The sequence below is a fragment of the Streptomyces sp. NPDC048277 genome (genome assembly GCF_040652235.1).
In the GTDB taxonomy this organism is placed as follows: Bacteria; Actinomycetota; Actinomycetes; order Streptomycetales; family Streptomycetaceae; genus Streptomyces.
In genome coordinates this window covers 132281-148012 of sequence record NZ_JBEZLQ010000015.1, presented here as the reverse complement: position 1 = coordinate 148012, position 15732 = coordinate 132281, and the positions used below count along the sequence as shown (strand labels likewise).

General features: G+C 74.0%; 13 protein-coding genes. 6 read left to right on the top strand and 7 right to left on the bottom strand.

The annotated features are described in order from the left end of the window. The first annotated feature begins 69 nt into the window (after nt 1–69). A complete protein-coding gene (locus tag AB0D85_RS30375; protein ID WP_362327079.1) occupies nt 70–816 on the top strand; it encodes a response regulator transcription factor in 747 nt (248 codons plus the stop codon). A 48-nt stretch (nt 817–864) separates the two neighbouring features. Here the strand turns inward: AB0D85_RS30375 and AB0D85_RS30370 are convergent, their stop codons facing one another. The 6 genes from AB0D85_RS30370 to AB0D85_RS30345 form a co-directional block, all read right to left on the bottom strand. After that, a complete protein-coding gene (locus AB0D85_RS30370; RefSeq protein WP_362327077.1) occupies nt 865–1806 on the bottom strand; it encodes a lysylphosphatidylglycerol synthase domain-containing protein in 942 nt (313 codons plus the stop codon). Nucleotides 1807–1811: 5 nt separating this feature from the next. Continuing rightward, nucleotides 1812–3299 carry a hypothetical protein gene (locus AB0D85_RS30365; protein ID WP_362327075.1) on the bottom strand — a complete coding sequence of 496 codons (1488 nt, stop codon included), beginning with the start codon at nt 3297–3299 and terminating at the stop codon, nt 1812–1814. 115 nt (nt 3300–3414) lie between these two features. Further along, complete coding sequence (locus AB0D85_RS30360) at nt 3415–4083, bottom strand: response regulator transcription factor (protein ID WP_362327073.1); 669 nt, start codon at nt 4081–4083, stop codon at nt 3415–3417. Continuing rightward, nucleotides 4080–5381, bottom strand: coding sequence for a sensor histidine kinase (locus AB0D85_RS30355; RefSeq protein ID WP_362327338.1), 1302 nt, complete (start codon nt 5379–5381; stop codon nt 4080–4082). The genes AB0D85_RS30360 and AB0D85_RS30355 overlap by 4 nt, the downstream gene beginning before the upstream one ends. A 28-nt stretch (nt 5382–5409) precedes the next feature. Beyond that, entirely contained in the window at nt 5410–6252 is an 843-nt protein-coding gene (locus tag AB0D85_RS30350) for an ABC transporter permease (protein WP_362327071.1), read from the bottom strand. Beyond that, nucleotides 6249–7202, bottom strand: a complete 954-nt coding sequence (locus tag AB0D85_RS30345; protein WP_362327067.1) for an ATP-binding cassette domain-containing protein — start codon at nt 7200–7202, stop codon at nt 6249–6251. Before AB0D85_RS30345 ends, AB0D85_RS30350 begins: the two co-directional genes overlap by 4 nt. A gap of 285 nt (nt 7203–7487) precedes the next feature. Here AB0D85_RS30345 and AB0D85_RS30340 point away from each other — a divergent pair, with 285 nt between their 5' ends. Beyond that, entirely contained in the window at nt 7488–8147 is a 660-nt protein-coding gene (locus tag AB0D85_RS30340) for a zinc ribbon domain-containing protein (protein ID WP_362327064.1), read from the top strand. A 51-nt stretch (nt 8148–8198) separates the two neighbouring features. On the opposite strand, the gene AB0D85_RS30335 is transcribed toward AB0D85_RS30340, so the two are convergent. Then, on the bottom strand, nt 8199–9344 hold the full coding sequence (locus tag AB0D85_RS30335; RefSeq protein ID WP_362327335.1) for an ion transporter: 1146 nt from the start codon (nt 9342–9344) through the stop codon (nt 8199–8201). A gap of 153 nt (nt 9345–9497) precedes the next feature. On the opposite strand from AB0D85_RS30335, the gene AB0D85_RS30330 reads away from it, so the two are divergent. The 4 genes from AB0D85_RS30330 (at nt 9498) to AB0D85_RS30315 (ending at nt 15512) form a co-directional block, all read left to right on the top strand. Next, a complete protein-coding gene (locus AB0D85_RS30330) occupies nt 9498–9668 on the top strand; it encodes a twin-arginine translocase TatA/TatE family subunit (protein WP_362327061.1) in 171 nt (56 codons plus the stop codon). A gap of 101 nt (nt 9669–9769) precedes the next feature. Next, a complete protein-coding gene (locus AB0D85_RS30325) occupies nt 9770–10600 on the top strand; it encodes a methyltransferase domain-containing protein (RefSeq protein WP_362327058.1) in 831 nt (276 codons plus the stop codon). A gap of 228 nt (nt 10601–10828) precedes the next feature. Then, nucleotides 10829–12331: an adenosine deaminase gene (locus AB0D85_RS30320; protein ID WP_362327332.1), complete on the top strand. Its 1503-nt coding sequence runs from the start codon at nt 10829–10831 to the stop codon at nt 12329–12331. 28 nt (nt 12332–12359) lie between these two features. Next, nucleotides 12360–15512 (top strand): BTAD domain-containing putative transcriptional regulator, encoded by a 3153-nt coding sequence (locus AB0D85_RS30315; RefSeq protein WP_362327055.1) that lies wholly within the window; start codon nt 12360–12362, stop codon nt 15510–15512. Nucleotides 15513–15732: the final 220 nt, after the last annotated feature.

Genomic DNA, 15732 nt, shown 5'->3' with positions numbered 1-15732 from the left:
CCGCTGTCCGTGAACACGGCACACACCGACGACGCGCCCCTCGCCCGGCCCGCTCCTAGGCTGTCCAGCATGCGCACGCCCGCCGCACCGGACCGCAGCCGACTGCGCGTCCTCGTCGTCGAGGACGACGACACCATCGGCCGCCACCTGGAGACCGGCCTGCGCGGCCACGCCTACGCCCCGACGTGGTGCCGCACCGGGGCGGGCGCTCTGGCGGAAGCCGCGCGGGCACCGTACGACGTGCTGCTGCTGGACCTGGGGCTGCCGGACATGGACGGCCTGGACGTCGCCCGGCAGCTGCGCGCCCGCCTCCCCGACCTGCTGATCGTCGTACTGACGGCACGGACCGACGACATCGACGTCATCGCCGGGCTGGACGCGGGGGCCGACGACTACCTGGTCAAGCCGTTCAGCCTGACCGTGCTGCTCGCCCGGCTGCGGGCCCATCTCCGACGGCACGCGGTGGCCGCGCCGGCCCGGGAGCCGGTGCGGCTGGGCGACCTGGTCGTCGACGTCCCCGCCCGGCGCTGCGCCCTGCACGGGGCGGACGTCCCGCTGCGGGCCAAGGAGTTCGACCTGCTCGCGGTACTGACCGAGCGGGTCGGCGAGGCGGTCTCGCGCGAGGCGCTGATGGCCGAGGTGTGGGACGAGAACTGGTTCGGCTCCACCAAGACCCTCGACGTGACCATGGCGAGCCTGCGACGCAGGCTGACCGAGGCGGCGCGGGCGAGCGGACACCCCACCCGGCTGCCCCGGATCACCACGTTGCGGGGACACGGCTACCGGCTGGAACGGCAACCGGATCCACAGGGCTGAGGAGCAGGGCTCACAGCGCCCAGGACGAGGAGCACGGCCGCCGGAGGTTCACAGCGCCGAGCGGCGGGACAGAAGGGCCAGGACCAGCAGGCCTGGGGCCATCGGCAGCCAGCCGGTGAGCAGGCGGTAGCCGAGGACCGCCGAGACCGCCTCCGGTCCCGGCGCGCCGGCCGCGGTGAGCGCGAGGGCGAGCACGGCGTCCAGCGACCCCAGTCCGCCCGGCGTGGGCAGCAGCGCCGCCGCGCCGCTGGCGACCAGGTAGGCCATCACGACCCGGCCCGTGGGGAGTCCGAGGCCGAGCGCGTGGACCACGGCGACGACCACCCCCGCGTGCAGCAGGGCGAACGCGACCGAGCCGCCCCACAGCGCACAGGCCCGCGCCCGGGACCGGTGCACCTCCCGCACATCGGCGAAGCCCCGGCCCACCGCCCGCCGGAGACGGGCGCTCAGCGCGACCGCGAGGACGACGGCCGCGACCGCCACCGGCACCAGGACGAGCAGCGCAGGGGGCACCCGCGCCGGCAGGCGGACCGTGCCGGGCGAGGCGAGCAGCAGGGCCACGCCCAGCACGCACCGTACGACCCCGCCCACGGCCGCCTTCACCGCGAGCGCCGTCGCCGAGCGCCTGACGGACAGTCCGCAGCGGGTGAGGAACCGCAGGTTGACCACCGTCGCCCCGGCCCCCGCCGGCAGCAGGTGGTTGGCGGCGCAGGCCGCGAACTGTGCCGCCACCAGCCGCCCCGCGGGCAGCCGTTCGGCGACCGCGCCCTGCTGGGCCACGGCCGCGCACACCCAGGTGGCGACGGCGGCCAGACAGGCGAGCAGCAGCCACTCGCCGTCGGCGGCGGCCAGCCGGTCGGTGCCGCTGTCCAGCGTGGCCCGGTGCGCGGCGAGCATCCCGCCGGCGGCGACCAGCACCACCAGGGTGATGCCCAGCTGGACGTACAGGCGCCGGCCCCCGGTCACCGGCAGGCTCTCGGTCGCGGCCACCGCGGTCACCTCCCCCGCCGGACGTAGGGCGCCACATACGCCCGGAGAACGCCGGCCCGCTCCTCGGACCAGGTCCGGGCGTACGCGGGCGGCCGGCCGCCCGGCGGCACGAGGACGGCGACGGGCTGCCGCCGGGCGGCGCGCGTCAGCGCGGCCGCCGTGGTGCTGGCGTCGTGGCCCCCGGTCTGGGCGGAACCGCAGCCGGTGTAGTAGGCGACGGGGACGGCGTCGTAGCCGCTGAGCAGGCACGGTGACCGTACGCCGAGCGTGTGGAGGGCGGCGGCGGTGCGCGACCAGTCGGCGCGGGAGGCGGCGGAACCGTGCACGGTGTGCTCCAGGACGACGTACTGCACGGCCAGATGGCCCGCCAGGCCGACCGCCACCAGGCCGACGGCGAGGGCCCGCGCGGTCCTCCGGGCCGGGGCGGTGACCAGGTGGGCCAGGCCGTGGGCGACGGGAAGGGCGAGCAGGGCGTAGGCGGGCAGCAGGAAGCGGGGGGCCGCGTAGCCGATGAGGAACAGGTAGGGGACGGCGGCCGTGGCGGCGCAGCCCAGCGGCAGCAGGACGGGCAGCGCGCGCCGGGCGCGGACGGCGGCCACCGCGCCGAGGGCGGCCAGCAGCGGCAGCGCGAACCACCACAGGGTCACCGCCGGGCTGGGGGCCGCTCCGGTGCAGGGCCGGCAGAGCGTGCGGCCGCCGAGGCTGCGCAGCTGGTCGACGACGGCCAGGTGCCAGCCGAGACCGCCCTGGATACGGGAGGCGTCGGAGAGGCGCTGCCCGAGGCCGCCGTAGCTCACGTACGCCTCGATCACCCACTCGCCGGCACCCGCCACCAGCCCGGCGGCCAGCACGGCGAGGAGGCGGGGGCGGCGCAGGGCGAGGGCGGCCAGGGGCAGCACCACGTAGACGGCGTCCATCGGGCGCATCCACGCCATCAGCGCCGCGCCCGCGCACACCCCCCACCAGGCCGCCCGGTCCCGGGGGTTCGCGCGGGCGCGCAGGAAGCAGCCCACGCAGACCAGGGCGCCGACGGCGACCCAGTAGTTGGGCATGGCCTCGGGGCCGTAGAACAGCGTCACCCACAGGGAGGCGAACAGGGCGCCCGCCAGGGCCAGGACGCCCGGCGCGACATGGGTGCGCCAGACCCGCAGGGCGAGGTAGAGGGCCAGGCCGGACAGGACGGCGAGGTAGATCCTGAGCAGGACGGTCGAGTCGGACCACGACGCGATCGGGGCGACGAGGAGCGAGATGCCGCGGGCCCGGGGCGCGCTGAAGAAGGCGGCGGGCGTGTGCCCGCTGACCTGGCTGACGTAGACGGTCTCGTCCCAGCCGAGCCCGAGGTCCGGCCGTACGAGGACGAGCTGGGCGAGCGTGAAGACGGCCGCGACCGCGGCGAGCCGGGGTTCGCCGCGCAGCCGCCGGGGCTCGGCGGCCGGTGCCGGAAGACCGGTGCGTGGGGGGCCGGTCCTCGTGGCGTTCGGGCCGTCGGCCATCTCGCACCTCTCGTCGACACAAGCCGGGAGCCGGCTCCTCCTGCTGTCCCGCAGGAGGACAGTCCACCCTACGGCTTGTAGGGTGAGAGCCGAGTGAGAACGCCGCGCCGTCCGTTCAGTCGGCGCCCGGGCGGGCCAGTCCCATGTCGTAGGCGAAGATCACCGCCTGGATGCGGTCCCTGGCGCCGATCTTGGCCAGGACCCGGCCGACATGGGTCTTCACGGTGGACTCGGTCACGACGAAACGGGTGGCGATCTCGCCGTTGGTCCAGCCCTTGCCGATGGCGACGAGGATCTCGCGCTCGCGTTCGGTGAGGGAGGCCAGCCGCGGGTCCTCGCCCGGGTCGCCCCTGCGGGTGGGCACATGCCGGGCGTACTCGTCCAGCAGGCGGCGGGTGAGGGCCGGTGCGATCACCGCGTCGCCCCCGGCGACCGCGCGGATCCCGGCGAGGAGCTCCTCCGGGCGCGCGTCCTTGAGGAGGAAGCCGCTGGCTCCGGCACGGAGCGCGGCGTGCACGTATTCGTCGAGGTCGAACGTGGTCAGCACGAGGACCCGGGAGCGGCCGCCGGCCTCGGTGATCCGGCGGGTGGCCTCGATGCCGTCCATGCCGGGCATCCGTACGTCCATCAGGACCACGTCGGGACGCAGCTCGGCGGCCTTGCGGACGGCCTCGGTGCCGTTCGCGGCCTCCCCGACCACGTCCGTCTCGGGAATGGAGTCGAGCAGCACCCGGAAGCCGTAGCGCTGCAGCTGCTGGTCGTCGACGACGAGCACGGTGGTCACCGGGTACCCGCCTGCGGCGTCAGGTCGAGGGTGGCCGCCACGGTCCAGCCCCCGTCGGCCGCCGGTCCGGCGCTCACGGTCCCTCCGTACAGCGCCGCTCGTTCACGCATGCCCACCAGTCCGTGTCCTTCCTCGTTCCATGGTCCGGGGTGTCCGGCCGTGCCGTTGTCCCGGATGCGGATGACGAGCCGTTCGTCCTCCACGGCGACCGAGAGACTGACCCGGGTGCCGGCACCGGCGTGCTTCAGGGTGTTCGTCAGGGCTTCCTGGACGATGCGGTAGACGGTCAGCTGCATCCCGCGGTCCAGGGCGTCCACCTCACCGGCGGTCCGGTAGACGATCTCCAGGCCGGCGGTGCGTACGCCGTCGCACAGCGTCTCGATGTCCGCGAGGCCGGGCTGGGGGCTGAGCTCGGGCGCCTGGCGGGCGCCGTCCGACGCCTCGCGCAGGACGCCCAGCACCCGGCGCAGCTCGCCGAGGGCCGTCCGGCCGGTGTCGCCGATGAGCTGGAGCGCCTCCTTGCCGCGTTCGGGAGCGATGTCCGTGGCGTACGCGCCCGCGTCGGCGAGGGTGATGATGACGGACAGGTTGTGCCCGACGATATCGTGCATCTCCCGGGCCACCCGGGCGCGTTCCGTGGCGGTGGCCAGCCTGATGCGCTGGTCGCGTTCGGTCTCCAGCCGCACCGCCCGCTCCCGCAGCCCCGCGAGCTGCGCCCGCCGGGTCCGCACCATCAGGCCGACGGCGAGGGCCGCGATCGCCGTGCTCAGCAGGAAGAACAGGGCGTCCCAGACCGACATGGCCGGCGACACCCGCACCGCGACCAGCACCAACGCCAGCGCCATGACCCCGCAGGCCCACGGCAGCCGCCGCAGCCGCCCGTGCAGCGCCAGGCTGTACAGGGCGACGAACAGGGCCACGTCCGCGCGGAGCGCGGCACCCAGCGACCACTGCAGGACGAAGACCGCGGCGATGGCGAAGAAGGCCGCCATGGGCCGGCGCCGCCGCCACAGCAGCGGCAGCACCAGACCGGCCTGCACGGCCAGCATGGCCGCGAGCGGGAGCCGGGTGAAGGCGAACTGGAACCGGTGCCGGCCGTCGCCGTCGCCGTCCCCGGCACCGCCGTGGTGCAGCAGGTCCGGCAGACAGAACATCAGGAAGACCAGCGCCGCCACCGCGGTGTCCAGCACCCACGGATGGGCGCGGTCCGCCTGCCGCAACCGCTGGCCGGCCCGGACGAACCGGGCGACCAGCGGTCCCGTCGCGCCGATGTCCCCGGCGGAGGTGGTCGTCGTCAAGGTGGTCACCTGCCCATGGTGCAGGGCGTCAGACGTCGCTGCGCACCAGCCGGTACGCGGCGCCCGCCAGCGCGAGGACCGTCCAGCCGAGGAAGACCAGCAGTCCGGCGCCCGGCGACAGGGTGGTGCTGTCGTGGGTCAGGGCGAACATCGACTCGCCCGCGTTGCTCGGCAAGTAGGGGCTGATGTTGTCCTGCCAGGAGCTGGGCAGCAGGGAGACCAGCCCGGGGATCAGCATCAGGGAGGCGACCAGCACCGAGATCCCGCCGGCCACCGACCGCAGCAGCGCGCCCAGGGCGGTGCCGATCACACCGACCAGGCCGAGGTAGAGCCCGGCGCCCAGCAGGCTGCGGACGACTCCCGCGTGCGACAGGCTCATCGCGGCCGGGGTGCCGGAGACGATGCCGCTGCCGAAGCCGAAGGCGACGAACGCGCCGAGGGTGGCGACCACCAGCGCGACCAGTCCGAACACGGCCGCCTTCGACCACAGCACGGGCAGCCGGCGCGGTACGGCCGCGAGCGTCGAGCGGATCATTCCGGTGGAGTACTCGCCCGCGGTGACCAGCACGCCGAGCACGCCGAGGGCGAGCTGGGCGAAGTTGGTGCCGAAGAGGGACAGGCTGACGGCCGTCGCGGTGGCGAAGTCCCGGTCCTGGTGCGGGGAGCCGATGCTGGACTTGTAGTGGCTGGCGGCGATCAGGCCGAAGGCGACGAGGAACACCAGGCCGAGGCCCAGGGTGATCCAGGTCGAGCGCAGCGACCACAGCTTGGACCACTCCGAGGCGAGCACCCGCCGTCCGGTCACCCGGTAGGCGGGGCGGGCCGGAGCGGCGGCCGAGGGCGTGTCGAGGGTCGTGGTGAGCGTGCTCATGCGGTCCTCCCGGCGGTCTCGAGGTTCTCGAGGCTCTCGACGGTCGTGGAGCCGTGGTACTCCACGGCATCCCTGGTCAGGTTCATGAAGGCCTCCTCCAGGGACACCGTCCGCGAGGTCAGTTCGAACAGCGCGATCCCGTGCTCGGCCGCCTTCAGACCGATCTCGCGGGCGCTCACCCCGGCCACCTGGAGCTCCTCGGAGCCGGCGCGGCCGGTGATCTCGACACCCGGACCGGCCAGTACGTCCCGCAGCCGCGCCGGGTCCTGGGTGGCCACCGTCACCGTGTCGCCGCCCGCCTCGCGGACGAGGTCGCGCACGGTGGTGTCGGCCAGCAGCCGGCCCCGCCCCACGATGATGAGGTGGTCGGCGACCAGCGCCATCTCACTCATCAGGTGGGACGACACGAACACGGTCCGCCCGTCGTCGGCGAGGCCCTTCAGCAGGTTGCGGATCCAGAGGACGCCCTCCGGGTCGAGCCCGTTGACCGGCTCGTCCAGCATCACCGTCTGCGGGTCGCCCAGCAGGGCCGCCGCGATGCCGAGCCGCTGGCCCATGCCGAGGGAGAAGGCACCGGCCCGCTTCTTCGCCACACTGCCGAGACCGGCCATCTCGACGACCTCGTCGACCCGGCGCCGCGGAATCCCGTGCGTCAGCGCGAGCGCCAGCAGGTGGTTGTAGGCCGAGCGGCCCGGGTGGATCGACTTCGCCTCCAGCAGGGCGCCGACCTCCTGGAGCGGTGCCCGGTGCTGGGCGTAGTGCCGGCCGTTGACCGTCACGGTCCCGCCGGTCGGGGCGTCGAGCCCGACGATCATGCGCATGGTCGTGGACTTCCCGGCGCCGTTGGGGCCGAGGAAGCCGGTCACCGTGCCCGGGCTGACGGTGAAGTCCAGCCCGTCCACGGCCGTCTTCTCGCCGTACCTCTTGGTCAGCCGCTGTGCGTCGATCATTCGCGTCCCTTTCCTGTCGGGCACCGGCGTCCGTCGGCCGCCCCTGACGCCTCACCGACAACGCTAGGAGGCGAAACACCCCGAATCGGTGGTACCGGGGACCGATCCATGCCCACCGGGTCGTACCGCGGTACTACGTGCGGACACTCCCCACGCATGACGGGGGCCCCGGGGACGGCACCGCCGCGGCCCTGGCCTGAATACGGCGGGCTTGGCCAGAACCAGTACGGTTTCCACAGCGTCGTACGGCTTGTGTGCCGACGGCCTGACCTGTGGGGGGACCACATGAGCGGCGAGATCTACTTCAGCAACAACTACCGGGACCTGTGCGAGCGGGACGGGACCGGTGCGGGGTTCCAGTTCGAGTTCTCGTGCGCGCGCTGCTACGACACCTGGCGCTCGCCGTTCGAGCCGTACACCGGGGAGCGCGCCGCCACGTGGCTGCGCAAGGGCGTCGACGTGGCCTGGGGACTGCTCGGCCGTACCGGTACCGGACTGACGTCGGCGGCCGACGGGCTGGCGGGGGCCGGCTACGGCCGCGCCCGCGACCAGGCCTTCCAGCGGGCGATCGACAACGCGAAGGGGCACTTCAACCGGTGCGCCCGCTGCACCGACTACGTGTGCGGCCGGTGCTGGAACGCGGCCCAGGGCCTGTGCCTGCGCTGCGCCCCCGACACGGCGGCCGAGGCCATGGCGGCCCAGCAGCGCGGCCTCAACGACATGGCCTCGCAGCGCGCCTACGCCGCCGGGCAGCAGACCGGGCAGGGCTACGACCCCAGCACGCCCCGCCAACTCGTCTGCCCGCACTGCCGCACCGAGACCCACGGCGCCGCCTTCTGCCCCGGCTGCGGCCACCAACTGGCCCAGTCCGAACGGTGTTCCTCGTGCTCCGCCGTCGTACCGGACGGGGCGGCCTTCTGCCCGGGGTGCGGCACACGGAGGTGACGGCCCCGCCGGGCGGCCGACGCCACGAAGAAACGATCCGGTGCCGCCGCCCTAGCCGCCTTCCCCGGCGGCCCCGGCGGCCCCGGCCCGGCTCGCCGACCGCTGATCGGCCCGGACCGGGTCGGCCCGCACGAGATCCCGTTCGAGGTCGTCAAGAGCCTCCCGAACGGCCGCGATGCGAGCACGCAGGAGGGGGTCGCCGGATGGGTGAAACGCCACCTCAGCCCCGGCCCCCATGTCCGGCCCCGGCCCCGGCTCGGACTCCGGCCTCCGCCCCGGTCTGAGCTCCGCCTCCGCCCCGGACCCCAACTCCCACCTCGGCCCCGGCCTCGTCTCGGACCCGGGACCCGCCGCCAAGTCCGTCTCCGCCCCGGGCCCCGGACCCGCCTCCGGCCCCAACTCCCGCTCGGGCCCCTGCCCCTGCCCCTGTCTGAGCTCCGCCTCCGTTTCCATCTGCCGGGCCTCGTCGAGGGATGTGATGACCACGCCTATCAGGACGTTGACCAGGACGAAGGAGGCGATGAGGACGTACGAGGCGTAGTAGGCGAGGCTCCAGCGGGAGATCTCCAGGCCCGCGTGGACCGCGTCGCCGATGCCGTCCAGGGTCATCAGGAGGAACAGGGTGAGGACGGCGCGGCCGATGGAGCCGTAGTGCTCGGGGTCGTGGTGGCCGAAGAAGACCCAGCCCACCATCGCGTACACGTACAGCAGCAGCGCGCCGACCAGCAGAAAGCTCAGCGTGCCGGGCAGGCTGCGGGCGACCGCGACCAGCACGATCCGCAGCTGCGGCAGGAAGCGGGCGGTGCGCAGCACCCGGGCCAGCCGCAGCAGCCGCAGCACGGTGGTGTTCTCGCGGACCAGCGGGAGGAACGCGCAGAGGACCACCGCCAGGTCGAACAGGTTCCACGGGTCCTTGAAGAAGTCGCGCGGGCGGTCGGCGTGGCCGCCCAGGCGCAGCAGGATCTCCACCGTGAACGCGGCCAGGCACGCGTGCTCGGCCAGCCGTAACCAGACGTGCCACTCCTCGACGACACCGGAGTAGGTCTCCACGCCGAGCAGCCCGGCGTTCAGCAGGATCACGGCGAAGACGGCCAGGGCGAACCAGCGCGCCTCCGTGACGGCACGGCACCGGCGGGCCAGGTCCGGGCGCGGGGACGGGAACTCGACGGCGCTCGTCTGGTCGTACTGCTCCGGCATCGTGCTGCCCCGGCCCCTCGTCGTGCTCAAGTCGTGCTGAAGTCGTGCTGAACCGTCTTCCGGCCGAGTCGGCCGGAAGGCGGGCTTGTTCGGTGATCGCCCCCGGGAGAAACTTCTACAGCACTGTAGATCAACCGGGAGAGAGAAGACCTGATGTTCGGCATGAGTGAGCTGGCCGTGATCCTCGTCGTCGTCATCGTGGTTCTCGGGATCAGGAAACTGCCCGAGCTGGCGCGATCGGCGGGAAAGGCGACCCGGATCCTCAAGAGCGAGGCCCGGGCGCTCAAGGAGAAGGAACGGGACGAAGCCCCGCCGCGCTCCTGAAGGACCGTCCGTTCGCCTCGGCGTGACGTCATCCGCCTATATCCGGGTATGAGAAGCGGTGACCGTCCCGTGGACAAGGGGATCGTGGACAAGGAGATCGTGTGGACCGTATCCGCGACGACGTCGCGCCCGCCGTGCGTGCCGTCTACGGACCCCAGGACCTCAGCTCCGCACCGGCGTTCGCGGGCGGGTTCATCAACTTCGGCCACTGGGACGGGATCCCGCTCGACCGCCCGCTGACCGTCGAGGACCGGGTACGGAGTCAGCGGAACCTCTACCGCCGGGTGCTCGGCACCCTCGGCGGCGCCGACGCCCACGCCGTCGAAGTCGGCTGCGGGCTCGGGCTCGGCGCCGCGCTCGCGCTGGAGGAGTTCGGTTTCGCCGCCGTGACCGGCCTGGACATCCATCCCGAACAACTGGAGCGGGCCCGCCGGGCCAACGCCGGCCTGCTCGCCCGCGCCCCGCAGCGGCTCGGCTTCGCACACGGCGCGGCGGAGCGGATGCCGTTCGAGGACGGCCGGTTCGACCGGCTCTACTCGGTGGAGGCCGCCCAGCACTTCCGCGACCTGCCCGCGTTCGTCCGCGAGGCCGCGCGGGTACTGCGCCCCGGCGGCCGGCTGGCCGTCTCCAGCTTCTTCCTGCCGGCCGGCGCGGAGGACGCGGGCGAGGAACTGGCCGCGCGGCTGATGAGCTTCGCGTCCGGCCTGGACCTGGCCCACCCGCTCGTGTCCCTGCTCGACGCCCTGGACACCGCCGGGCTGACGGACGTACGCGCCGAGTCGATCGGCGATCAGGTCTGGCCGGGCCTGGACCGTTTCCTCTCCGGCATCGACCAGCCCGCGCAGTGGCCGCGCAACTTCCTGCCGGCCTACCGCGACGGCCTGCTGGACTACTACGTCGTCACGGCGGAGCGCCCGCCGAAGGACGCCTGACCTCTACAAGGGCCCGCCTCGGACAGAGACCTGACGGTCGCTCATCCGCTGCGCCCGCCCGGGTGGCACCGGGGTATGTGTCGCGTGGCTGTCCGGCCGTGGCCGAGCCGACTTGATGATCATCGGTGCGTGACGATCCACGACGCCACCCGCACCCTGAACCCCGCCCGCACGGCGCTCGCCCGTGGGCTCGCCGTCCTGGTCTCCCTGCTCTGTCTGCTGACCTCCCTGTCGGCCGCACCGCCCGCCGCCGCGCACGCCGAGCGGCGGCCGCGGGACACCGCCGAGGCCCGCACGGCCGCGTACCTGGACTCGATCCGTGCCGACCCCCGGTTGCTGCGCGACTTCTTCCTGCGTCTGCCCAAGGGCGGTGACCTGCACAACCACCTCTTCGGCGCGGTCAGAACGGAGTATCTGATCAAGCTCGCCGGCGAGGACGGGCTCTGTATCGACACGGCGACGCTGACCGCCGTCGTACCGCCCTGCGGCCCCGGCACCCGTCCGGCCGCCGACGCCCGTGCCGACCGCGGTTTCCGCGAGGCGATCGTCCGTGCCTGGTCGATGCAGGACTTCCCGCCGGACCAGAGCGGTCATGACCATTTCTTCGCCACGTTCGACAAGTTCGCCCTGGTCGCCTCGCTGAACCAGGGCAAGGTGCTCGCCGAGGTCGCCGACTCGGTCGCGGTGCAGCACCAGTTCTATCTGGAGACCATGGTCAACCCGGCCTCCGACGGCGCCGAGCGGCTGGGGGACGAGGTCGGCTGGGACCCCGACCTCGCGGCCCTGCACGCCAGGCTCCTCGCGGGCGGCAGGCTCGACCGGCTCGTGGCCGACGCCCGCAAGGAGACGGACGCCGTCGACGCCGAGTTCCGCACCGCCGCCCGCTGCCGCACCGAGCGGCCCCGCCCCGGCTGCCGGCTGACCGCGCGCCGGATCTACCAGGCCTTCCGCGGCGAATCCCCCGAACGCGTCTTCACGGAGCTGGCCCTGGGCATGCGCCTGGCCGAACGCGACTCCCGCTTCGTCGCCGTCAACCTCGTCCAGCCCGAGGACTGGGACAGCTCGCTGCGGAACTACACCTTGCAGATGCGCATGGTGCGGTACCTGCGCACGGTCTACCCGAGGGCCTATGTCACCCTGCACGCGGGCGAGTTGCGGCCCGGGCTGGTCAAGCCCGAGGACCTGCGGTTCCATATCGCACAGGCCGTGGACATCGCCGGTGCCGAGCGCATCGGCCACGGTGTCGACCTGGTCCACGAGGACGACTGGCAGCGGACAGCCGCCACCATGGCGGCCCGCCAGATCGCCGTCGAGGTCCCGTTCACCAGCAACGCCCAGATCCTCGGCGTCCGCGGCGCCGAGCACCCCTTCGACACCTACCGCGCCTACGGCGTGCCGGTCGTCCTCGCCACCGACGACCCCGGGGTCTCCCGCATCGACATCAGTCACGAGTACCAGTACGCCGCCGAGACGTACGGGCTGTCGTACCCCGAGCTGAAGGACCTGGCCCGGGCCTCCCTGCAGTACGCCTTCCTCCCCGGCCGGAGCCTGTGGCAGGGCAACCCCACCCGCGACGGGTACCGGCCCGCGGAGGTGTGCGCCGGGCAGCTTCCCGGTGCCGGGCGGGCGCCGGGCGCGGAGTGCCGCCGGCTGCTCGCGACGAGCCCGAAGGCCACCGTCCAGTGGCGCCAGGAGGCCGCCTTCGCGTCCTTCGAGAACTATTTCGGATAGGCGCGCGCCCGCTGACTAGTCTGCACGGGTGACGACCGAGCTGACGCTGCTGCCCCGAGTCGCCTGCCGTGGACGGGAGGTCACCGCGCCCCGGCTGCGCGGGCTGCTGGCGCTGCTCGCGGAGGATCTGCGGGCCGGCTGCAGCACGGGCCGGCTGGTGGAGGGGCTGTGGGCGGAGGAACTCCCCGAGCGGCCCGGCAAGGCGGTGCAGATCCTGGTGTCGCGGCTCAGGTCGCAGCTGGGTGCCGAACTGGTCGTGAGTACGCCGACGGGGTACCGGCTGGCGCTGGACGAGACGCAGGTCGACAGCTCCGCGCTGCTGCTGCACGAGGCGGCGAGCGCCGAGCGGGCCAGGGCGGGGGACCACGACGGTGCCCTGGCCCGGGCCGAGGCGGGGCTGGCGCTGTGGGACGGGAGCACGGGCGCCGGGGCGGGCGAGGACCTGCACGATCCGGTGGTGGCGCTGCGCGCCGACCGGCTGCGGGCGTTCCGTTCGCTGGTCCGTGCGCGGGCGCTCGCGCTGGCCCGGGTCGGGCGGCTGGAGGAGGCCGCCGCGCCCCTGGCCGAGCTGGGCCGGGAGCTGCCGCGGGACGAGGAGGTGCTCGCCGAACTGCTGCGCTGCGAGGGCGCCACCGCGGGCCGGGCCACGGCGCTGAACCGGTACGACACCTACCGCCGCCGGCTGCGGGACGAGCTGGGCACCGACCCGGGGCCCCGGCTCAAGGCGGTCTACCAGGAACTGCTGCGCACGGAGGTGCCGCCCGCCCGCCACGGTGTGCCGCACGAGCCGAACCCGCTGCTGGGGCGGGACGCCGACGTCGCCGCCGTGGCCGGGCTGCTGCGCGGTGCCCGGGTGGTCACCGTCGTGGGGCCGGGCGGCCTCGGCAAGACCCGGCTCTCGCACGCGGTGAGCCGGGCGGCCGAGCACCTGGTGGTGCACTTCGTCACCCTGGCCGGTGTCACCGCCGACGACGACGTGGCCGACGAGGTGGCCTCGGCCGTCGGGGGCGGGGAGGGCCGCCAGCTCCCGGGCGGCGTCGGCAAGGACGCGGTGAGCGGGATCGCCGCCGCGCTGGGCCCCGGTCCGGTCCTGCTGGTGCTGGACAACTGCGAGCAGGTGATCGTCGGCGCGTCCGGTCTCGTACAGGCACTGGTGTCGCGTTCGAAGGAACTGCGCGTGCTCGCCACCAGCCGGGCTCCGCTGGGGCTGTCCTCGGAGTCCGTGTACGCGCTGCCGGAGCTGTCCCTGGCGACCGCCGTCGAACTCTTCGAGCAGCGGGCGCGGGCCGCCCGGCCCGGTGTGGAGCTGCCCGCCGGACGGGTGGCCGAGATCTGCCGGCACCTGGACGGGCTGCCGCTGGCCGTGGAACTGGCCGCGGCCCGGGTGCGGGTGCTCTCCGTCGCCGACATCGCACGCCGGCTGCAGGACCGTTTCGCGCTGCTGCGCGGCGGCGCCAGGGACACACCCGAGCGGCACCGCACGCTCCAGGCGGTCGTCGAGTGGAGCTGGCACCTGCTGGAGCCGCAGGGGCGGGCGGCGCTCCGTGCGCTGTCGGTGTTCCCCGGGGGCTTCACCGTGGACGCGGCCGAGTACGTACTCGACGGCACCGGGGACACCCTGACCCTGCTGGAGCAGCTGGCCGACCAGTCCCTGGTCAAGGTGGGGGACAGCCCGTCCGGGGTGCGCTTCCACATGCTGGAGACGCTGCGGGAGTTCGGTGCCGCACGGCGCGCGGAGGCGGGTGAGAGCGCGGCGGTGACGGACCGTTTCCTGTCCTGGGCGCGGGACTTCGGCCGGGCGTACCACGACGCGATGTTCGGCGACGAGGCGGTGGCCTCCTTCGACCGGGTCCGCGCCGAGCAGGACAACCTCGTCCTCGCGCTGCGGTACGCCCTGGCCCGGGCCGACGGGCCGGCCGTCGCCGCCCTCACCGCCGTACTGGCCTCCCTGTGGTCCGTCGGCAACAGCTACACCCGGTTCGTCACGCTCGCCGCCGAGACCGGCGGGCCGCTGTCCCGTTTCCGTCCGGGGCCGGAGCACCCCGAGGACCTGGAGGCGCTGCGGAGCGCGGCGGCGATCTGCACGGCCGGCCTCTTCATGGGCTACGGCCCGCACGCCGTACGGCAGTTGGCCACGCTGCGCCGGCTGCCGCCCGCCCCGCCGGACACCGTGCTGCGGGCGCTGGCCACAGTGCTCTCCGCGGTCCCGGAGATGTACCCGCCGGACTGGGCCCGGCTGCAGGAGATGTGCGACGCCGACGAACCGCTGCTGGCGGGCATCGCGGGGGGCGTGGCCAGCTACCTGTGGGAAGCCGCGTACGACACGGAGCGCGCGCTCGGCCACGCGCGCCGGATGCTCGCCGTGGTGGAGCCGCTCGGCAATCCGATCATGATGCTGCTCGGTCACGGACGGATCAGCGAGCTGTGCCTCAAGACGGAGCGCGGCGCGGAGGCGTACGACCATCTGCGGGCCGCGGACGCGATCGGCGAGGTCGGCGGCTGGTCGGACGCGATCGGCGTCCGCTACGCGCTGGTCTCGGCCTGTCTGCAGCGCGGGGAGATCGACGAGGCGGAGTACTGGCTGGGTCTGGCCGCCCCGGACCGGCAGCCGGAGTCGGCGCAGGCCTTCACCCCCGAACTGCTCCAGGCCCGGGCGGAGATCGCGCTGGCCCGGGGGCTGACCGAGGTCGGGCTCGGCCTGTGGCGGCAGGCCGCCGGGGGGATACGGGAGGCCAGCCGGCTGGCGGCGGACGATCCCTTCCTGGATTCCTGGTCGCTCCAGGTGCAGGCGGCGGCGCTGGCGGCGCACGCCCAGCACGGCCGGTTGGAGCCGGTGGCCCACCTGGCGGACGGGCTGCGGAAACGGCTGCTCGGGATGCTGTCCGGCGCGCCCGGCGCCGGGGATCTGCTGGAGCTGCCGGTGTACGGCTCGGTGCTGCTGGCGCTCGGCTTCGCCGGGCTGGCCCGTGGTGAGACGGCGGCGGTGCGGCTGATGGCGCTGGCGGAGCGGCTGCCGGTGATGCGGGACCTGCCCACCCTGTCCTCGGCGCGGTCCCGGCAGGCGGCCGAGAACGCGGACCGGGCCGCGTACGCCGACGCGAGGTCGGAGTACGCGGCCCTGGAACAGGAGGAACTGCGAGCCACGGCCCTGCGCGAACTCACGGCCGTGACCCGCGGTTGAGGCGAACTCGCCGCAGTAGCCCGCGGTTGAGGCGAACCCACGGCCGTAGTGCGCGGTCGCGAGCTCACCGCCGTAGCCCGCGGTTGAGGCGAACGCACGGCCGTAGCCCACAGCCGACGCGGGCTCACCGCCGTAGCCCGCAGCCGACGCGAACTCACTGCCGCGGCTCGCGGTTGAAGCGAACCCACGGCCGTAGCCCGCGGTTGACGCGAACCCACGG

Excerpts from the sequence above, each read along its gene's own strand:
- AB0D85_RS30375 (WP_362327079.1), top strand. The coding sequence starts at position 70 with ATGCGCACGCCCGCCGCACCGGACCGCAGCCGACTGCGCGTCCTCGTC.
- AB0D85_RS30350 (WP_362327071.1), bottom strand. The coding sequence starts at position 6,252 with ATGAGCACGCTCACCACGACCCTCGACACGCCCTCGGCCGCCGCTCCG.
- AB0D85_RS30365 (WP_362327075.1), bottom strand. The coding sequence starts at position 3,299 with ATGGCCGACGGCCCGAACGCCACGAGGACCGGCCCCCCACGCACCGGT.
- AB0D85_RS30345 (WP_362327067.1), bottom strand. The coding sequence starts at position 7,202 with ATGATCGACGCACAGCGGCTGACCAAGAGGTACGGCGAGAAGACGGCC.
- AB0D85_RS30335 (WP_362327335.1), bottom strand. The coding sequence starts at position 9,344 with ATGCCGGAGCAGTACGACCAGACGAGCGCCGTCGAGTTCCCGTCCCCG.
- AB0D85_RS30340 (WP_362327064.1), top strand. The coding sequence starts at position 7,488 with ATGAGCGGCGAGATCTACTTCAGCAACAACTACCGGGACCTGTGCGAG.
- AB0D85_RS30330 (WP_362327061.1), top strand. The coding sequence starts at position 9,498 with ATGTTCGGCATGAGTGAGCTGGCCGTGATCCTCGTCGTCGTCATCGTG.